This is a genomic window from Caulobacter sp. DMC95 (assembly GCF_056313785.1).
In genome coordinates, this window is record NZ_JBQUZP010000001.1 from 446378 (window position 1) to 462516 (window position 16139).

General features: G+C 65.1%; 13 protein-coding genes, 4 tRNA genes and 3 pseudogenes. 5 read left to right on the plus strand and 15 right to left on the minus strand.

Features of this window, described 5'->3' with window-relative positions; translation table 11 throughout:
• Positions 1-133: 133 nt before the first annotated feature.
• The gene (locus ACT53N_RS02125) at positions 134-499 is read left to right on the plus strand and encodes a PRC-barrel domain-containing protein (protein WP_476062339.1); all 366 of its coding nucleotides are present in this window, start codon (positions 134-136) and stop codon (positions 497-499) included.
• 41 nt (positions 500-540) lie between these two features.
• Here the strand turns inward: ACT53N_RS02125 and ACT53N_RS02130 are convergent, their stop codons facing one another.
• A complete protein-coding gene (locus ACT53N_RS02130) occupies positions 541-1983 on the minus strand; it encodes a helix-turn-helix domain-containing protein (protein ID WP_476062340.1) in 1443 nt (480 codons plus the stop codon).
• 165 nt (positions 1984-2148) lie between these two features.
• Between ACT53N_RS02130 and ACT53N_RS02135 the strand changes: the two genes are divergently transcribed.
• The 4 genes and pseudogenes from ACT53N_RS02135 to ACT53N_RS02150 all read left to right on the plus strand — a co-directional run.
• On the plus strand, positions 2149-3768 hold the full coding sequence (locus tag ACT53N_RS02135; protein ID WP_476062341.1) for an isocitrate lyase: 1620 nt from the start codon (positions 2149-2151) through the stop codon (positions 3766-3768).
• A 30-nt stretch (positions 3769-3798) separates the two neighbouring features.
• Entirely contained in the window at positions 3799-4026 is a 228-nt protein-coding gene (locus ACT53N_RS02140; protein WP_476062342.1) for a hypothetical protein, read from the plus strand.
• A gap of 79 nt (positions 4027-4105) precedes the next feature.
• Entirely contained in the window at positions 4106-5683 is a 1578-nt protein-coding gene (gene aceB, locus ACT53N_RS02145) for a malate synthase A (protein WP_476062343.1), read from the plus strand.
• A gap of 114 nt (positions 5684-5797) precedes the next feature.
• Positions 5798-5947, plus strand: a pseudogene (locus ACT53N_RS02150) (transposase); the annotation flags it as partial.
• Positions 5948-6454: 507 nt separating this feature from the next.
• On the opposite strand, the gene ACT53N_RS02155 reads toward ACT53N_RS02150, so the two are convergent.
• The 14 genes and pseudogenes from ACT53N_RS02155 to ACT53N_RS02220 all read right to left on the minus strand — a co-directional run bounded on the left by ACT53N_RS02155 (position 6455) and on the right by ACT53N_RS02220 (position 16122).
• The gene (locus ACT53N_RS02155) at positions 6455-6676 is read right to left on the minus strand and encodes a nitrate reductase associated protein (protein ID WP_476062664.1); all 222 of its coding nucleotides are present in this window, start codon (positions 6674-6676) and stop codon (positions 6455-6457) included.
• A 29-nt stretch (positions 6677-6705) separates the two neighbouring features.
• Positions 6706-7415, minus strand: a pseudogene (cobA, locus tag ACT53N_RS02160) (uroporphyrinogen-III C-methyltransferase).
• Positions 7416-7470: 55 nt separating this feature from the next.
• A pseudogene (locus tag ACT53N_RS02165) lies at positions 7471-8645 on the minus strand (molybdopterin-dependent oxidoreductase); the annotation flags it as partial.
• A 59-nt stretch (positions 8646-8704) separates the two neighbouring features.
• A tRNA-Arg gene (locus tag ACT53N_RS02170) sits at positions 8705-8781 on the minus strand.
• Between the two features lie 28 nt (positions 8782-8809).
• Positions 8810-9115, minus strand: a complete 306-nt coding sequence (locus tag ACT53N_RS02175; RefSeq protein ID WP_476062344.1) for an ETC complex I subunit — start codon at positions 9113-9115, stop codon at positions 8810-8812.
• A gap of 26 nt (positions 9116-9141) precedes the next feature.
• Positions 9142-9218 (minus strand) — tRNA-Pro (locus ACT53N_RS02180).
• A gap of 64 nt (positions 9219-9282) precedes the next feature.
• Positions 9283-9879 carry a DUF192 domain-containing protein gene (locus ACT53N_RS02185; protein ID WP_476062665.1) on the minus strand — a complete coding sequence of 199 codons (597 nt, stop codon included), beginning with the start codon at positions 9877-9879 and terminating at the stop codon, positions 9283-9285.
• Positions 9806-10396, minus strand: coding sequence for a stationary phase survival cold shock domain protein CspD (cspD, locus tag ACT53N_RS02190; RefSeq protein ID WP_476062345.1), 591 nt, complete (start codon positions 10394-10396; stop codon positions 9806-9808). The genes ACT53N_RS02185 and cspD overlap by 74 nt, the downstream gene beginning before the upstream one ends.
• 172 nt (positions 10397-10568) lie before the next feature.
• Positions 10569-10643, minus strand: a tRNA-Glu gene (locus ACT53N_RS02195).
• 45 nt (positions 10644-10688) lie between these two features.
• Positions 10689-10763, minus strand: a tRNA-Glu gene (locus ACT53N_RS02200).
• A 115-nt stretch (positions 10764-10878) separates the two neighbouring features.
• Entirely contained in the window at positions 10879-12699 is a 1821-nt protein-coding gene (gene recJ / locus ACT53N_RS02205) for a single-stranded-DNA-specific exonuclease RecJ (RefSeq protein ID WP_476062346.1), read from the minus strand.
• Positions 12700-12766: 67 nt separating this feature from the next.
• Positions 12767-13744, minus strand: a complete 978-nt coding sequence (locus ACT53N_RS02210) for a class 1 fructose-bisphosphatase (RefSeq protein WP_476062347.1) — start codon at positions 13742-13744, stop codon at positions 12767-12769.
• Between the two features lie 60 nt (positions 13745-13804).
• Positions 13805-14758 carry a class II fructose-bisphosphatase gene (gene glpX, locus ACT53N_RS02215; protein WP_476062348.1) on the minus strand — a complete coding sequence of 318 codons (954 nt, stop codon included), beginning with the start codon at positions 14756-14758 and terminating at the stop codon, positions 13805-13807.
• 74 nt (positions 14759-14832) lie between these two features.
• Entirely contained in the window at positions 14833-16122 is a 1290-nt protein-coding gene (locus tag ACT53N_RS02220; RefSeq protein WP_476062349.1) for a homoserine dehydrogenase, read from the minus strand.
• Between the last annotated feature and the right edge of the window lie 17 nt (positions 16123-16139).

Below are 16139 nucleotides of genomic sequence, written 5' to 3' on the forward strand. Positions count from 1 at the left end.
TCAGCGGCGTGTCAGGTGCGAAGGCGGACCTTGAGAGCCGCGCAAGTGCTCCAACGACGGATCCTTGTTCATTGGAGCGCAACCGTGCCGCGTGGCTCACGTTAGTTGAGCCCATGTCACAAGGAGTAAGCCGATGAAGAGCATTGTTCTGGGACTGTCGTTCGCCGCCTTGGCCACCAGCGTCTTGGCTCAGACTACGATCGCCCGCAATGAGACCCAGGCGGCCAAGGGCGTGTTCACTGTGGGCCAGATCGAGGACGCCGACGTCATCGACTCGGCCAATCGCAAGGCAGGCGAAGTCGAGCATGTCCTACTCGACACCGCCGGCAAGCCAACGGCGGTCGTCCTTGAGATCGACCGCATGGGCCCGGATAAAAAGGTCGTCGTGGCGCTTGCAGACGTGTCGGTCGCTCCTGAACCGGGTGATCACGACGACCATATCGTCCGCACCAAGCTGACCAAGGCCCAGTTGGCCGCCCTGCCGGACTGGAAGGACTAGCTTAAACTCAGAAGCGCCCGGCGTGATGGCCGGGCGCTTCGCTACCGGACGAACGGAAAAGGTGACAGCGCCTTGCTGGTTTCCTCGACCATCAGGGTCCGGTTGATGGGCGCCGCCGCCCGCTGCGGACAGGCTGGGCGCTCGCAGATCCGGCAAGAGGGTCCGATCTCCACGGCGATGGGATTGGCGATGTCGAGGCCCCGCGCATGCACGAGCTTGCTGGCGTATTTCAGCTCGCAACCGAGACCGACCACGAGCTCGTCCTCGAGCCCGGCCTGCAGGCCCGAGGTGCGCCGCACCGTACGCGACAGGGTGAAATAGCGCTCGCCGTCGGGCGTCTCGATCACCTGGGTGACGATCCGGCCGGGGGTCTTGAAGCTATCGTGGACGTTCCAGCGCGGACAGGCGCCGCCAAAGCGCGAGAACGGGAAGGGACCGGCGGCGAAGCGTTTGGAGATGTTGCCGGCCGCGTCCAGCCGCATCATGAAGAAGGGCACGCCGCGCGAACCCGCGCGCCCCAGGGTGGTCAACCGCTGGGCCGCCTGCTCGTAGCTGATCCCAAAGCGCGAGCGCACGCGTTCGATGTCGTAGCCGCTGCTTTCCATGGCCGCGAGAAAAGGCTCGTAGGGCATCATGATCGCTGCAGCGAGATAGCCGTCCAGGAACACCTTGAGCAGTTGGCGCGTGGCGCGATCGGGCGCCTTGAAGCGGTCGGTCAGCTCGGTCAGCACCTCCCCGCCTTCCATGAGACCCAGCTGGTAGCACATCCCGAAGGTCCGGCTGGCGTGCGCCAGGGTTTCGGACAGCATCAGTCGCTTGCGGTGATGGTCGTAGCGGCGCAACGAGCCGGTCATGACCTCGAGGGGCATGATCCGGGTCTGGACGCCGAACCGGCTCTGCAGACGCTCGCGCACCGCCGGCCCCAGGTCCTGCGGGTCGGCCTTCAACTGCCGGACAATCGACTCGGCCAGGGCCTCCAGCTCGGCGAAGTGGTTGCGCTGCGCGCCGACCAGATCGCGCACCCAGTCGGTCGGCGACGACAGATCCGAGGCCGGCCCCGCGCCGTCCGGGCGTTCGAACGCGCCAAGATCGATCAGGCGGCCGCGATCCAGATAGGCGCGATAGAGTCGCGACATCGCCTCGGCGATCCCGGGCGACAGTTCGGCGACCTCGGCCGCCTCGTGTCGGGACACGGCTAGGTCCGCGAACATCCGGTCGGCCAAGACCTCCTCCAGCCCGGCCCCGCCGCCAGGATCGTCGGCCGACAGGCTCCGGAGGTCCAGATCGTAGGCGTCGGCCAGACGCAGCAGGATCTGCGCCGTCACGGGCCGCTGATTTCGTTCGAGCAGGTTCAGATAGCTGGCGGAGACGCCCAGCTCCTCGGCCATACGCGCCTGCGTCACGCCCAAGTCGCGCCGCAGCCGTTTCAGCCGTCCGCCGAGGAATAGCTTCTTGTCGTTCTGCTTCTTGTCGAGCGCCGCCATTTCGTCAATTTGTCATAACTTTACAGAAATTACAAAGTCGATCTTTGACAATTTGCCTTCAATAGGTTCGACCGATCCCGCAGCGCAGCGCTAGCTCTCGATCACGAGTTTTCCTGGACCCGCAAGGCTTCACCGCCTCGGCCACTGTAGTGGGATCGAACGACCATGACGCAGCGCAAGACCTATGCCGAACTCCGCGACACCCTGCTTAAGCGCTACCCGCAAGGCGTCACGCCGGGCGGCGTCGACGTCGACGACATCATCCAGCTGAAGCTGCAGAACACCTTCAACACCCACCTGGATATCGCCCGCGCCATGGCTCCGGTCATGCGCGCCGACATGGCCGAGTACGACCGCGACAGCTCCAAGTTCACCCAGTCGCTGGGCTGCTGGTCGGGCTTCCACGCCCAGCAGATGATCAAGGCGGTCAAGCGCCTGCGCGGCACGACCAAGGGCGCCTATGTCTATCTGTCGGGCTGGATGGTCGCGGGCCTGCGCAATCGCTTCGGCCACCTGCCCGACCAGTCGATGCACGAGAAGACTTCGGTCGTCGACCTGATCGAGGAGATTTACGTCTCGCTGCGCCAGGCCGACGAAGTGGCCATCAACGACCTCTTCAAAACCCTGCGCGCCGCGCGCAAGACCGGTGATCAGGTCGCCGAGCAGGCGGCGATCAAGGCGATCGATAACTTCGAGACCCACGTCGTGCCGATCATCGCCGACATCGACGCGGGCTTTGGCAACGAGCACGCCACCTACCTGCTGGCCAAGGAGATGATCAAGGCCGGCGCCTGCTGCCTGCAGATCGAGAACCAGGTCAGCGACGCCAAGCAGTGCGGCCACCAGGACGGCAAGGTCACGGTGCCGCGCGAAGACTTCATCGAGAAGCTGCGCGCCTGCCGCCTGGCGTTCGAGGAACTGGGCGTGGACGACGGCGTCATCGTCGCCCGCACCGACAGCCTGGGCGCGGGCCTGACCCAGAAGATCCCGGTCAGCCAGGGCGAAGGCGATCTGGCCGCCGACTACATCAAGTGGCTGAAGACCGAGCCCATCACGCCCGAGAACCCGCTGCGCGATGGCGAGCTGGCGATCATGAAGGACGGTGCCTTCGTCAAGCCTGTGCGCATGCCCAACGGCTTGTTCGCGTTCCAGGACGGCACCGGCCGCCAGCGCGTCATTGAGGACTGCATCGCCAACCTGACCCAGGGCGGCGCCGATCTGCTGTGGATCGAAACCGACACCCCGAATGTCGACGAGATCGCTTCGATGGTGGCCGAGGTCCGCAAGGTCGTGCCGAACGCCAAGCTGACCTACAACAACTCGCCGTCGTTCAACTGGACGCTCAATCTACGCAAGCAGGTGCGCGACCAGTGGATCGCCGAGGGCAAGATCCATAAGGACAGCTACCCGGACGGCAATGCGCTGATGTCGGCCGAGTACGACAAGAGCGACCTGGGCCGCGAGGCCGATGAGCGTCTGGCCCGCTTTCAGGTCGACATCGCCGCCCGCGCCGGGGTGTTCCACAACCTGATCACCTTGCCGACCTTCCACCTGACCGCCAAGAGCGTGGACGAGCTGTCGCGGGGCTACTTCGGCGAGGATCGCATGCAGGCCTACGTCAACACGGTGCAGCGCGAGGAAATCCGCCGCGGCGTGTCAGCCGTGAAGCACCAGCACGAGGTCGGCTCGGATCTCGGCGACACCTTCAAGGAGATGGTCGCCGGCGAACGCGCCCTGAAGGCCGGCGGCCACGCCAACACCATGAACCAGTTCGCGGCCGAATAGGCCGGACACATCAAGCCCAGGAGCAGAGCCATGACCGCATTCTCTCCCGCCACCATGCCCGACGCCGATGAGGAAAGGCGCGCCGTCGAACGGCTCGCCGAGGCCTCGCACCGCCTGAACGACGCCGTGCGTCGCGCCATCGCCGCCGGCTATTCGGTGGAGCTGGTGCGCACCTCGCGCCATCATGACGGCGCGGGCAACTGGGGCGATCAGATCGTCCCGACCGTTCGTGAAAAAGGCGCCGAAAAGAGCGCCTGACCATCAAGAACCGACCAGAGTCCCGATGACGGCTCCCCGGACCTCCGGGGAGCCGATCCCACCCTACGGAAAGCTTCCCATGCCGCTCGACATCGCCGCCAACATCCAGGTCACCGGTCCCGTTGAAGGCCGAGCTGCGGAAGTACTCACCCCTGAAGCCCTGGCTTTCGTAGCAGACCTGCACCGTCGTTTCGACGCGCGTCGTCGCCAGTTGCTGGAAGCCCGCCAAGCGCGCCAGGCGCGCTTTGACGCGGGCGAACTGCCCGACTTCCTCGATGAGACCGCATCGATCCGCAGCGCCGACTGGACGGTCGCAGCCATCCCCAGCGACCTGCTCGATCGCCGGGTTGAAATCACCGGGCCGGTCGACCGCAAGATGATCATCAACGCCCTGAACTGCGGGGCCAAGGTGTTCATGGCCGACTTCGAGGACGCCACGGCCCCGACCTGGGCCAACGTCGTCGAAGGCCAGATCAATCTGAAAGACCGCTGGCAAGGCGAACTGACTCACGTCGACGCCAAGTCGGGCAAGGCCTACGCCATGGGGCCAACCCCGGCCGTGCTGAAGATCCGCCCGCGCGGCTGGCACCTGATGGAACGCCATGTCGAGGTCGACGGTCAGGCCGTGGCCGGAGCCCTGTTCGACTTTGGCCTCTACGCGTTCCACAACGCCAAGGCCGCCATCGCCCAAGGCTCGGGCCCGTACTTCTATCTGCCCAAGCTCGAGAGCCATCTTGAGGCCCGGCTATGGAATGACGTGTTCGTCCGCGCCCAAGAGGTGCTTGGCCTGCCGGTCGGCACGATCAAGGCCACGGTGCTGATCGAGACCATCCCCGCCGCCTTCGAGATGGACGAGATCCTCTACGAGCTGAAGGACCACATCGTGGGCCTCAACTGCGGCCGCTGGGACTACATCTTCTCGTTCATCAAGCGCCTGGGCCGCCGCGCCGAGTTCCTGACGCCGGACCGCTCGGCCATGGTGATGGGCAAGGCGTTCCTCGGCGCCTATTCGCTGAAGCTGATCCAGACCTGTCACCGCCGTGGCGCGTTCGCGATGGGCGGCATGGCGGCGCAGATCCCGGTCAAGGGCGACGAGGCCGCCAACCTAGCGGCCTTCGCCAAGGTGCGCGCAGACAAGGAGCGGGAAGCCGGGGCCGGCCATGATGGCACCTGGGTGGCGCACCCCGACCTCGTTCCGGTGGCCATGGAGGTCTTCGACCGCCTGATGCCGACGCCGAACCAGCGCGACCGCAAGCTTGACGATCTCTCGATCACTCAGGCCCAGATGCTGGAGTTGCACGAGGGTTCGCGCACCGAGGCCGGCATCCGCGAAAACATTCGGGTGGGCGTCCGCTACACCCAGGCCTGGATCGAAGGTCGCGGCGCGGTGCCGCTCTACAACCTGATGGAGGACGCAGCCACCGCCGAAATCTGCCGCACGCAACTGTGGCAGTGGGTCCGCCTCGGCGCCGCGCTTGACGATGGCCGCGTGTTGACCCCCGAGTTGTTCGTCAGCCTGTTCACCCAGGAAATGATCGACCTTCGGCGGGATTTCGCCTCACCACGCCTGGAGGATGCCGCGCATATCTTCACTAGGATGGTACTGTCGGACGGTCTGGAAGAATTCCTGACGATTCCTGCGTACGAGTTGCTCTAACTTTACCGCATCGTGATCGGTGAGTTTGCCGATCACGATGCCGGCGGCAGTGACATGCTCCCCTAAAACTCCTCCAGAAATAACTAGAGTCCGCCCTGACCAACGGACGGACAGATGAAGCGATCACGGTTCAGGGAAGAGCAGATCATCGGGATCCTGCGTGAGCAGGAAGCGGGCGTGCAGGTGGCGGACCTCTGCCGCAAGTATGGGCTCAGCTCGGCGACCTTCTACAAGTGGAAGGTCAAGGACGGCGCTCAAGCCGTGATCCGGAAGCACTAACACACATGGTCGAACCTTGGATCAGCAGGCGCGCCGAACCATCGGGTTGCCGTTAGAAATGTGTCACGCGACGATGCAAGTTTAGTGTTCGAAGCACTGAGGAGCGTCCGCAACCGCCGGTATGATCGAGCCAACATCAAGGTCGGATCATCGTCCGGGGGGCTCGTCGCCCCGCGCCAGCCCAGCGATCCAGAACCAAACGACCGAACGCGAAACGCGATACTTATCCATAAGGCGCCTCTAGCAGCCCGAACTCGACCATCGCGACAAGAAAACTATCGTTCTTGTGACCCGAGCGGCTGAGCTTGGTCATGGTGAAATGCTGTGGCGGCGACAGGCGCGCCTAGCACGCCGACCCGGGGGATTAAAGGTCAGGACCCACGTACCAAGCCGTGACCCTGTCGGCGACGACCTCCGGGCCAGATCAGTCTGGCGAGGGGTCTGGTGAGAACAGCTCCGGCGGCTGATCAGCCTGAGCCAACAGAGCCGCAATCAATCGGGGACGATAAGCCGAGACCTCTTCGAATGACTCACAGAGCTGGAGCACCGCCGCGCGCGCTCAGCCGGCTTGAGTTGACGCCACTGCTGGAGGAAGAGCTGCAACCCGACGCGATCCAACTTGAAGCGCACTACCATCGGGGTGCGGCGCAAAGATCCAGAGGCCTCGCGTTCGAAGTCGAACAGGCTATTCTCGGCGGACAAGTAGTGCGTCATGAGCGCAAGCGAGTCAGCGGTAAGCGCGTTCACGATGCGCGCTCCCGAAAGCAGTCACCGGCGTTTCGGGCTTGCGCCTGGGCGACGACCTCGCCGACGACGATGAGCAAAGGGCCGCCATTCGTCGTTATCGGCCCTGACGTCAGCGCACCTGGGGATGTCGTGGTCAGTCGTGCGTGGGCGGCGCCAGCCCGTTCGATCATGGCCACAGGCGTTGGGATTGCGCGCCTCGCAGCGATCAGAGCTTTCGCGAGATCGGGCGCCGCCTCGCCCCCCCTCCATGTAGACCGCAATGGTCGCTTCGGGATCGGCGCCCGAGCGCCAATCATGCGCCATCGCACCGTTCTCAACCCGAGCCGTCGTGAAGACCACCCGCCGCGCTTATCCACGATGCGTCGGCGGGAACCCAAACTGGGCCGCAGCAGCGCAGGCCACCGTGACGCCGGGCACTACTTCGGGCGTGACACCATGGGCGTTGAGGAAAGCCGACTCTTCGCCGACATGGCCAAAGATCGACGGGTCTCCTCCCTTCAGCCGCACCACCCGCAGTCCGCGGCGCGCCAGGCGCAGCATGATCCGGTTTATGTCGCTCTGAGTCATGCTGGGTTTGCCCAGCGCGCTTTCCGGTCTGGATCCGAATACAGCCGGGCGGCGCCAAGGCCACCGCCTCTTCCGAGCACAGGGCGTCGTACAAAAGAGCCCCAGCCTCCCGGACCGCACGCATCGCCCGGACCGTCATCAGATCGACAGGACCAGGCCCCGCGCCGACCAACAGAACCTGTCCTGGCTGAACGCTAGAGGACGTCGGCAGTCTCCCGTTTGGCGTCGGCCAAGATGCGGATCATGCGGCTGATCTCGGGGCGACAGGAGCCGCAGTTCGTGCCTGCACCGGTTTCGGCGCCGACCGCGTCAATCGTAGAGGCTCCGGCGGCGATGGCCGCCTCGATCGCCTTGCCGCCGACCTTGAGGCAGGCGCAAACCATCGGCCCCTTGTTGACCGGCGCGCCTGGCGGGAAACCGTGCAGCAAGGTTGCGCGCGTTTCAGGCGTCAACGGCGCGGCGAAGAGATCGGCCAACCAGTCACAAGGCGGCAAACGGTCAGCCTCGGTCATGTAGAGGACGGCGACCAGCGTGTCGTCTCGGATCCAGGCTTCGCGCCCCGCCGGGGCGAAAGCGTCAGTCCAGTGCATCGGCATGAACAGCGAACCCCGCCGCTGGCGACTGGTCGTCCCCGGCGAGGCCCGCGACCACCTCCGCATAGCCGTCGACATGGTCGCGCAGAAAGTCCGCGTCGATCACGCCACGTCGGATCAGATCGGCCAGTAACCCATTCCACAGCCGCACATCGCTTTGCGGCGCCAGGGCCAGGTGAAGATCCGTCCCCCTCGGCGGTGTCGGTGCGGCGCGGGTCGATGACCGCGTGCTTCTGGCCCCGCGCCCGGGCCGCCTCCATCCGCCGGAACAGCACCGGATGAGTGCAGGCGGCGTTGTGGCCGCTGAACACCACGAGGTCCGCCAGGTCGAGATCCTCGTAGCAGCCCGGGACGAGGTCGGCGCCGAAGGCTTGCTTATGGGCGACCACCGCCGAGGCCATGCAAAAACGGCTTTTGGTGTCGATATTGCCCGAGCCGATGAAGCCCTTCATCAGCTTGTTGGCGACGTAGTAGTCCTCGGTCAGCAGCTGACCGGAGACGTAGAAAGCCACGCTGTCAGGACCGTGCCGGGCGATAGTCTCCTTGAACCGACGCGCGACCAGAGCAGTAGCCTCGGACCAGCTGGCGGCGCGCCCGCGGATTGTCGGTTCCAGCAGCCTTCCCGCCAGCGAGACGGTCGCGCCTAGCGCCGCGCCCTTGGAACATAGCCGCCCCAGGTTGGCGGGGTGGGCCTCGTCGCCGGAGACGGCCAAGGCGCGCGATCCGACCGCGCTGGCGCCGACTACAACGCAGCCAACGCCGCAACAGGCGAGACGCCAAAACGAAGATCCGGCAAATTATTGATTTTCTGAATCTATTCTCGCCCGCGCCCAACTGGCGCGCCCTGCAGGATTCGAACCTGCGACCGTTCGCTTAGAAGGCGAATGCTCTATCCAACTGAGCTAAGGGCGCGCGCTCGCCGGCTCGGGACGCGGCAGTCCTAGTGGGTCCAGGGCTGCTTGCGATTGGCCGCGAAGTTGTCGGCGTAGGCCTTCAGGATGCGCTTTGGAGTCTTGGGCTCGAAAAGCTGGAAGGCGATTTCATGGCGCTGGGCGTAGGCGATCGCCTCGTCGCGCGTTTCGAAAGTTAGGCGGATCTGCCCGTTCATGTCGCTGGAGGTCGTCCATCCCATCAGCGGATCTGGCTTGCGCGCGCTGGCCGGTTCGAACTCCAGCACCCAGTCCTTGGTCTTGGCCTTGCCGGACTGCATGGCGTTCTTGGCGGGGCGATAGATGCGGGCCAGCATGGACCTCTCCCAAAGTACCTTACCGATGGTCGGAGCGGCAGGATTTGAACCTGCGACCCTCTGCTCCCAAAACAGATGCGCTACCAGGCTGCGCTACGCTCCGAAACATCGGCAGGCGGCTGCTCTACAGGGGTTCGGCGCGCGGATCAACAAAGGCGCGCGCATGTTTACTTCGGAAAGATGCGATGCAGCACGCGGTCACCCGGCAAGATGCCCAATTGCGCGGCGCGACCGCCGGCGATTTCCAGCACCCCCAGCACCGGACCGCCCGACGCCAGCGGGGTCAGATCGTGCGGGCGGGCGTTGCGGGCGATGGACAGCACCCGGCCATCGGCCTGGATGTAGAGAATATCCAGGGGGATGAGCGTGTTCTTCATCCAGTAGGCGACCGGTTGGGGGCGATTGTAGGTAAAGAGCATGCCGCGATCCGGCGCGAGCGACTTGCGGAACATAAGGCCCCGCTCCTGCTCGGCTTTCGTAGCGGCGATCTCGACCTGAAATCGCGTTCGACCACGGCTCGTGACGATCTCGACCGTCTCCAGCTTGCTCGCGGCGAACGCCGACCCGCCGCTGGCGGCGAGCGCCGCTGCGGTCAAGAAGGTTCGTCTGTGGATCATCGACTCGGTCACGCATCGCCTCACGGAAAGCCAGCCTCTGCCGAGGTTAGCTTCCCGAGGCGAACGGCGAAAGTCAGGCGTCGCTGGCGGTGATTTCGGCGACGACCAGCCCCTTTGGACCGCGCGCGAAGCGCACCAGAACGTCATCACCCGGCTGCAGATCCTCGAGGCCGCCGCGTCGGAGCGTCTCAATGTGCACGAATATATCGCCGGGTTCAGCGTCACGGATGACGAAGCCATAGCCCTTGGTGCGGTTGAACCATTTCACCTTGGCGTGCTCGGCGGGACCTTCCGGCGCCAGAGCGCCTCGGCCATGGCCGTCGCGCAGACCATCCCGCCGAACGGGACTTTCGGCGAAGGTGCGCCTCTGACGCTCCAGAGGCGACGGCGCGCTGCTCTCGTCGAGATTGACGACCTCGCTGACCTGCCAGCCTTTCGGCCGACGAACGACATCGCACACGATCACGGCGCCTTCCATGGCGGTCTCGCGCCCGCAATTGCGCAGCGACGTCACATGCAGAAGCACGTCCTTGAGCCCGGTCTGCCCGGGATCATCCGGTACGATGAACCCATAGCCTTTGCCGGCGTCGAACCACTTCACCTTGCCGCAGATGCGCACGAACTCCTCGTGCGCCGCAGCGTCCTCAAAATCGTAACCAGACATCCCACCCCTCTGGCTTGCCCAATCAGCCCATCGGAGCAAGCACTACAAGAACAGTGTTCTCGCGTGAGGAGAGCCGTCAATGGCGGAATCGCGCGAAAATCGCGTGAAAGCACGCTCCGCGACATTTCGTCGCAGCCACAATGTGGAAACAATTCTGAAATACAGCCGAAGATGGCAGTCCCTAGGGGAGTCGAACCCCTCTCTCCAGATTGAAAATCTGGCGTCCTAACCGATAGACGAAGGGACCACATCACCGCCGAAGCGGAACATAGCCGATATATGGCCTCGCGGGTGGCAGTCCCTAGGGGAGTCGAACCCCTCTCTCCAGATTGAAAATCTGGCGTCCTAACCGATAGACGAAGGGACCACGGCCCCGCGAGGAAGCGGGTGTATAGCCGCACCGTTTGGGGTGCGCAACCCGCTCCAAAGTACTTTTTTTAGTGCGTACTTTTCCCGCGCTCAGCTTCATGTCCGGTCGCAAGTTAGCCCGCGTAACGCGCTCGCGGATCATGGGCGTCCTCGATCTCGAGCTGCACGCCGTTACGGCCCATATAGTCATCGGGCTTGAGCTTGCCGACCACATCCAGCGGACCGCCGCCCGCCAGCAGTCGCTGCCCCAGAGGAGTCTCGGCGCTCCGCCAGCTGATCGCCTTCAAGCGATCTCCCGTCGGACTAACCAGGTCCATCCGGACATGCCCGCCCTTCAACGCAGAGACGCGGTCGGGCCGGACCTGGGTCAACGCGAAAAAGGGTTCGGGGTTGCCGGGACCGAACGGCGCCAAGCGCTGGAAGTCGTCCAGCAGCGCACGATTCGCCGCCCGCGGCTGAACCAAGGCGTCGACCTCCACGGCCTCGACGCCAACAGCCTCCATTTCGCCCGCCAGCCGCTCTTCCAGAAAGGCGCGCAACTCAGGAATCATCTCGGGACGGATCGACAGCCCGGCGGCCATCGCATGGCCGCCTCCGGCCATGAGGAGGCCCGACTCGAAGGCCGCCTGAATCGCTTTGCCGAGGTTCACCCCCGGCTGGGAGCGACCAGATCCCTTGCCGACATTGGCCGCGCGATCGATCCCGATCACCACGACGGGCTTGCGATAACGTTCGCGCAGACGGCCGGCGACAATGCCGATCACGCCCGGGTGCCAATCATCGCCGGCGACCACGATCACTGGCGCGTCGGGATTGAAATTGCTGCCGCGCTCCAGCATCGCCGCCGCCTCTTCGACCACGGCGGCCTCGACCGCCTTACGCTCGGTGTTGAGACTGTCGAGCTCTTCGGCCAGCGCACGCGCTTCCAGCGGATCGTCAGTGGACAGAAGGCGCGCGCCGAGATCGGACCGACCTATCCGCCCCCCCGCGTTGATGCGGGGACCTAGTATAAAGCCGGCGGTGAACACCGAAGGATCACCCGAGCCTTTGCCGACATCGAAGAGCGCCTTCAGGCCTGGGTTGGCCCAACTGCCCATGGCGCGCAGTCCCAGCGCCGTCAGCGCGCGATTGAAGCCGACCAGCTGGGTGACGTCGCAGACTTCGCCAAGAGCGACGAGATCCAACCACTGGCGAGGATCGGGCTGCGGTCGATCCTCGGTGAACAGGCCCCGTTTACGCGCTTCGCGATTCAGCGCCGTCAGCAGCACGAAGGTGACCCCGGCAGCCGCCAACACGCCCTGCCCGCTTTGGCAGCCTGGCCGGTTCGGGTTGACCACGGCTGCGGCGGCCGGCGGGTCCTCGCGCATCAGGTGATGGTCGATCACAACGACCTCAAGCCCAATATCTCCAGCGCTGGCGATCGCATCGTAAGCCGCCGCGCCACAGTCGAGAGTGACGACCAGCTCAGCGCCGCTGTCACGGATCTTGCGGAACGCCGCCGGACTCGGGCCATAGCCTTCGGTCAGGCGGTCTGGAATGTAGATGGGCAGCTCTACGCCCATATGGCGGAACCATCGGACCAACTGCGCGGCGCTGGTGGCGCCGTCGACGTCATAGTCGGCGAAAACCATGGTCGGTCGCCCGCGCTCCAGGGCGTCGATCAGGATCTCGGCCGCCCGGTCCATGTCGGTGAACAGCGATGGGTCCGGAAACAGCGCCTTGAGGGTCGGGCGCAGATAGTGCTCGGCATGTTCGAGCGTCACGCCCCGCGACACCAGCGCCCGGGCCAACGGCTCGATCAGGCCGTGGCGCTGCTGAATTTCACGGACAACCGCCATGTCAGCCGGCCGCTCGCGCCAGCTGCGGCCGCTCAGCGACCGTTCAACGCCCAAGAAAGCGCTGGAGGAAATAGAGGTGACACCATCGGCGGGCATCGGACGAGCCTAGCTTGTCGCGAGGATTCGAACCATGCGGCGCCGACACGACAAGGGCGGACGTCGGTCAGCCAGCGCGCATCTCCGCGCGGATGACCTCGACCTCGTTCGCTGAGCCCAGGACAACAGGCACGCGTTGGTGAAGCTTACTGGGCTTGATATCCAGGATCTCGGTCAGCCCTTCAATCGACCTGCCGCCCGCCCGTTCGACCAGCAGGCTCATCGGGTTTGCCTCGTACATCAGGCGCAGCTTGCCCGGCTTGTCCGGCTCACGCGCATCCCAGGGATACATGAAGACCCCGCCGCGCATCATGATCCGGTGGACGTCAGCCACCATCGAGGCCACCCAGCGCATGTTGAAGTTCTTGCCCCGCGCGCCTTCCTTGCCCTGCAGGCAGCCGTCGATGTAGCGGCGCACCGGCGGCGCCCAGTGGCGCTGGTTGGACATATTGATAGCGAACTCGGCCGTATCGGCCTTGATCGCCAGATCGGAGTGGGTCAACAGCCAGCGGCCATCGGCGCTCAGCGTGAAGCCGTTGACGCCGCTGGACAGCGTCACCACCAGCATCGTCTGGGGCCCGTAGACCGCGTAACCCGCCGCGACCTGGTTGCGACCCGGCTGCAGGAAATCAACTTCAGTCGGCGCATGGCCGGCCGGCGCGGGCAGAACCGAGAAGATCGTACCGACCGAGACGTTGACGTCGATATTGCTGGAGCCATCCAGCGGATCGAAGGTCACCAGATAACCGCCGACGCGGCCCGTGGGCTCGACCTCTTCCAGTTCCTCAGAGGCCAGGCCGGCCACAGGACCACAGGCCTTCAGCGCGTCGCTCAACATATCGTTGGTGATGACGTCGAGCTTCTTCTGCTCTTCGTCCTGCACATTGGTGCTGCCCGCCGCGCCCAGGCTGCCCGACAGCGCGCCGGAGGCCACGACGCGGCTGATCCGCGCGCAGGTCTCAGCGAGCGTTAAAATCACGTCTTTCAGGGCGGCGTCCGCCGGCTCGGCCGCGAGCCGGGCGGCCAGGTCGACAAAAGCGGTCATTCTCGTCCTCAAACCGAAATCAGAGCGCCCCATCTAGGCGCTGGCCATGACACAAAGGTTTCAGACCTTCCGCTTCATGCGGACCTCGCGGACGGTGCCGGTCGAGGAGTTCATCACCAGTGTGTGCGTGTGAACGCAGCCATCGCGATAGACAACGCCGTCCAGCAGTCCGCCGCGCGTGACGCCCGTCGCGGCGAAAATCGCCTCATCGCGGACGATCTCATGCAGGTCGTACTTCTTGTCGAGGTCTGTGACGCCCCAGCGCGCAGCCCGGGCGCGTTCGTCGGCGTTGCGAAACAGCAGACGCCCCTGGAACTGACCGCCAACGCACTTCAGCGCCGCGCAGGCCAGCACGCCCTCGGGGGCGCCGCCAGATCCAAGATAGAGATCGATGCCGGTCGAGGGGTCCGTCGTGTTAATCACGCCCGCGACATCGCCGTCAGTAATCAGGTGGATTCGCGCGCCCGCAGCGCGCACGCCGGCGATGATTTCAGCATGGCGCGGTCGGTCGAGAACACACACGGTGATCTCGGACGGCGCTACGCCCTTGGCGTCTGCGACCGCCTGAATGTTCTCGGCTGGAGAGCGATCCAGGTCGATTACGCCAGCCGGCAGGCCAGGGCCGCAGGCGATCTTGTCCATATAAGTGTCGGGCGCGTTGAGCAGCGTCCCCTTGGGGGCCCAGGCCATCACCGTCAGCGCGTTGGGCTGGGACTTGGCCGCCAGGGTCGTGCCTTCCAGCGGATCCAGCGCAATATCGATGCGCGGCCCCTTCCCCGTGCCGACCTTCTCGCCGATGTAGAGCATCGGCGCCTCGTCGCGCTCACCTTCGCCGATGACGATCTCGCCATCGATATCCAGTTCGTTGAGAGCGTTGCGCATCGCGTCGACCGCAGCCTGATCGGCGGCCATCTCGTCGCCACGACCCAACATGGTCCACGAGGCGATGGCGGCGGCTTCAGTCACGCGAACGGCGTCCAGGACCAGAGCACGGTCCAGGGTGTTCGAACTCATCCGTTTCTCCCGACCGCCCCGGACGAGGCGGCCTTGTTCCCAATGTCGCCCTCGTCGCCCAGTTTTTCGGGTCGTTAGATGCGCGCGACGCGCAGAAGGCGGGGACGCTCTAGCACGGTCTGCAGCTTTTCGATGCGGCTAATCGCGTCCAGGAGGTTCGATTCCGGCGTCGCATGGGTAACGAGCACGATCGGAACGCCACCCGCACCTTCCACGGGCTTTTGCAGGAAGCTGTCGATCGATACGCCGCACTCGGCCAGGGTTTCCGAGATGGCGGCGATCACGCCGGGCTGGTCCTGGACCATCACGCGTAGATAGGCCTTGCCGACCGCCTTGGACGGATCGATCGAGACGAACGGCTTTAGGTCGCCAGCAGGCACCTGGAACACCGGACGCACGGCCTTGGTCATCACGTCGGCGATGTCGGCCGCAACAGCCGCCGCCGTCGGGCCCGCGCCCGCGCCAGGGCCTTGCACGAAAATCCGCCCGATCCGCTTGCCCTCGATGAACAAGGCGTTGAGCGCGCCGCCGGCCTGGGCCAGCGGATGGTCCAGCGGCACCAGCGAAGGATGAACCTTCACCGCGACGCCGTCGTCGGACTTGGCCGCCCCGGCGATCAGCTTGATCCGGTAGCCCAGGTCCTTGGCCAGCTTGATGTCGAGCAGATCGACCTCGCTGATGCCTTCAATCTCGGCGGCGGCGAAGTTCGGCGCGCAGCCGAACGCCAGCGCGGCCAAGATGCTAGCCTTGTGGCCGGCGTCGAAACCGCCGACGTCCATCGTCGGATCAGCCTCGGCGTAGCCAAGGCCCTGAGCTTCGCGCAGCACGTCGGCGAATGAGCGGCCCGTCTTCTCCATCTCCGACAGGATGAAGTTGCAGGTGCCGTTGAGGATGCCGGCGACCGAGATGATGTCGTCGCCCACCAGGGCTTCGCGCATCATCTTTACGGCCGGAACGCCGCCCATCACCGCCGCCTCGAAAAGCAGCGGCGTGTTGGTGGCCTCCGCCAGGGCGGCGAGTTCGGAACCGTGCTCGGCGATCAGGGCCTTGTTGGCCGTGACCACCGGCTTGCCCGCCTTAAGGGCGGTCTCAACGGCGGCCTTGGCAGGGCCATCCGAGCCGCCGACCAACTCGACGAAGATGTCGATCTCCGGCGAGGCGGCCAGGGCCACGGGATCATCGAACCAGACGAGATTCGAAATGTCGACCGTGCGCGGCCGCGACTTCGATCGGGCGGACACCGCCGTCACGACCGCCTGGTCACCGGCCGGCGCGAATCCGGGACGCTCCGCCAGAAACTGCAGGAGACCGCCGCCGACCGTGCCCAGGCCGGCGACACCGATGCGCCAGGTCTTGTTCGTCATCTTCGAATCCTCGTTAC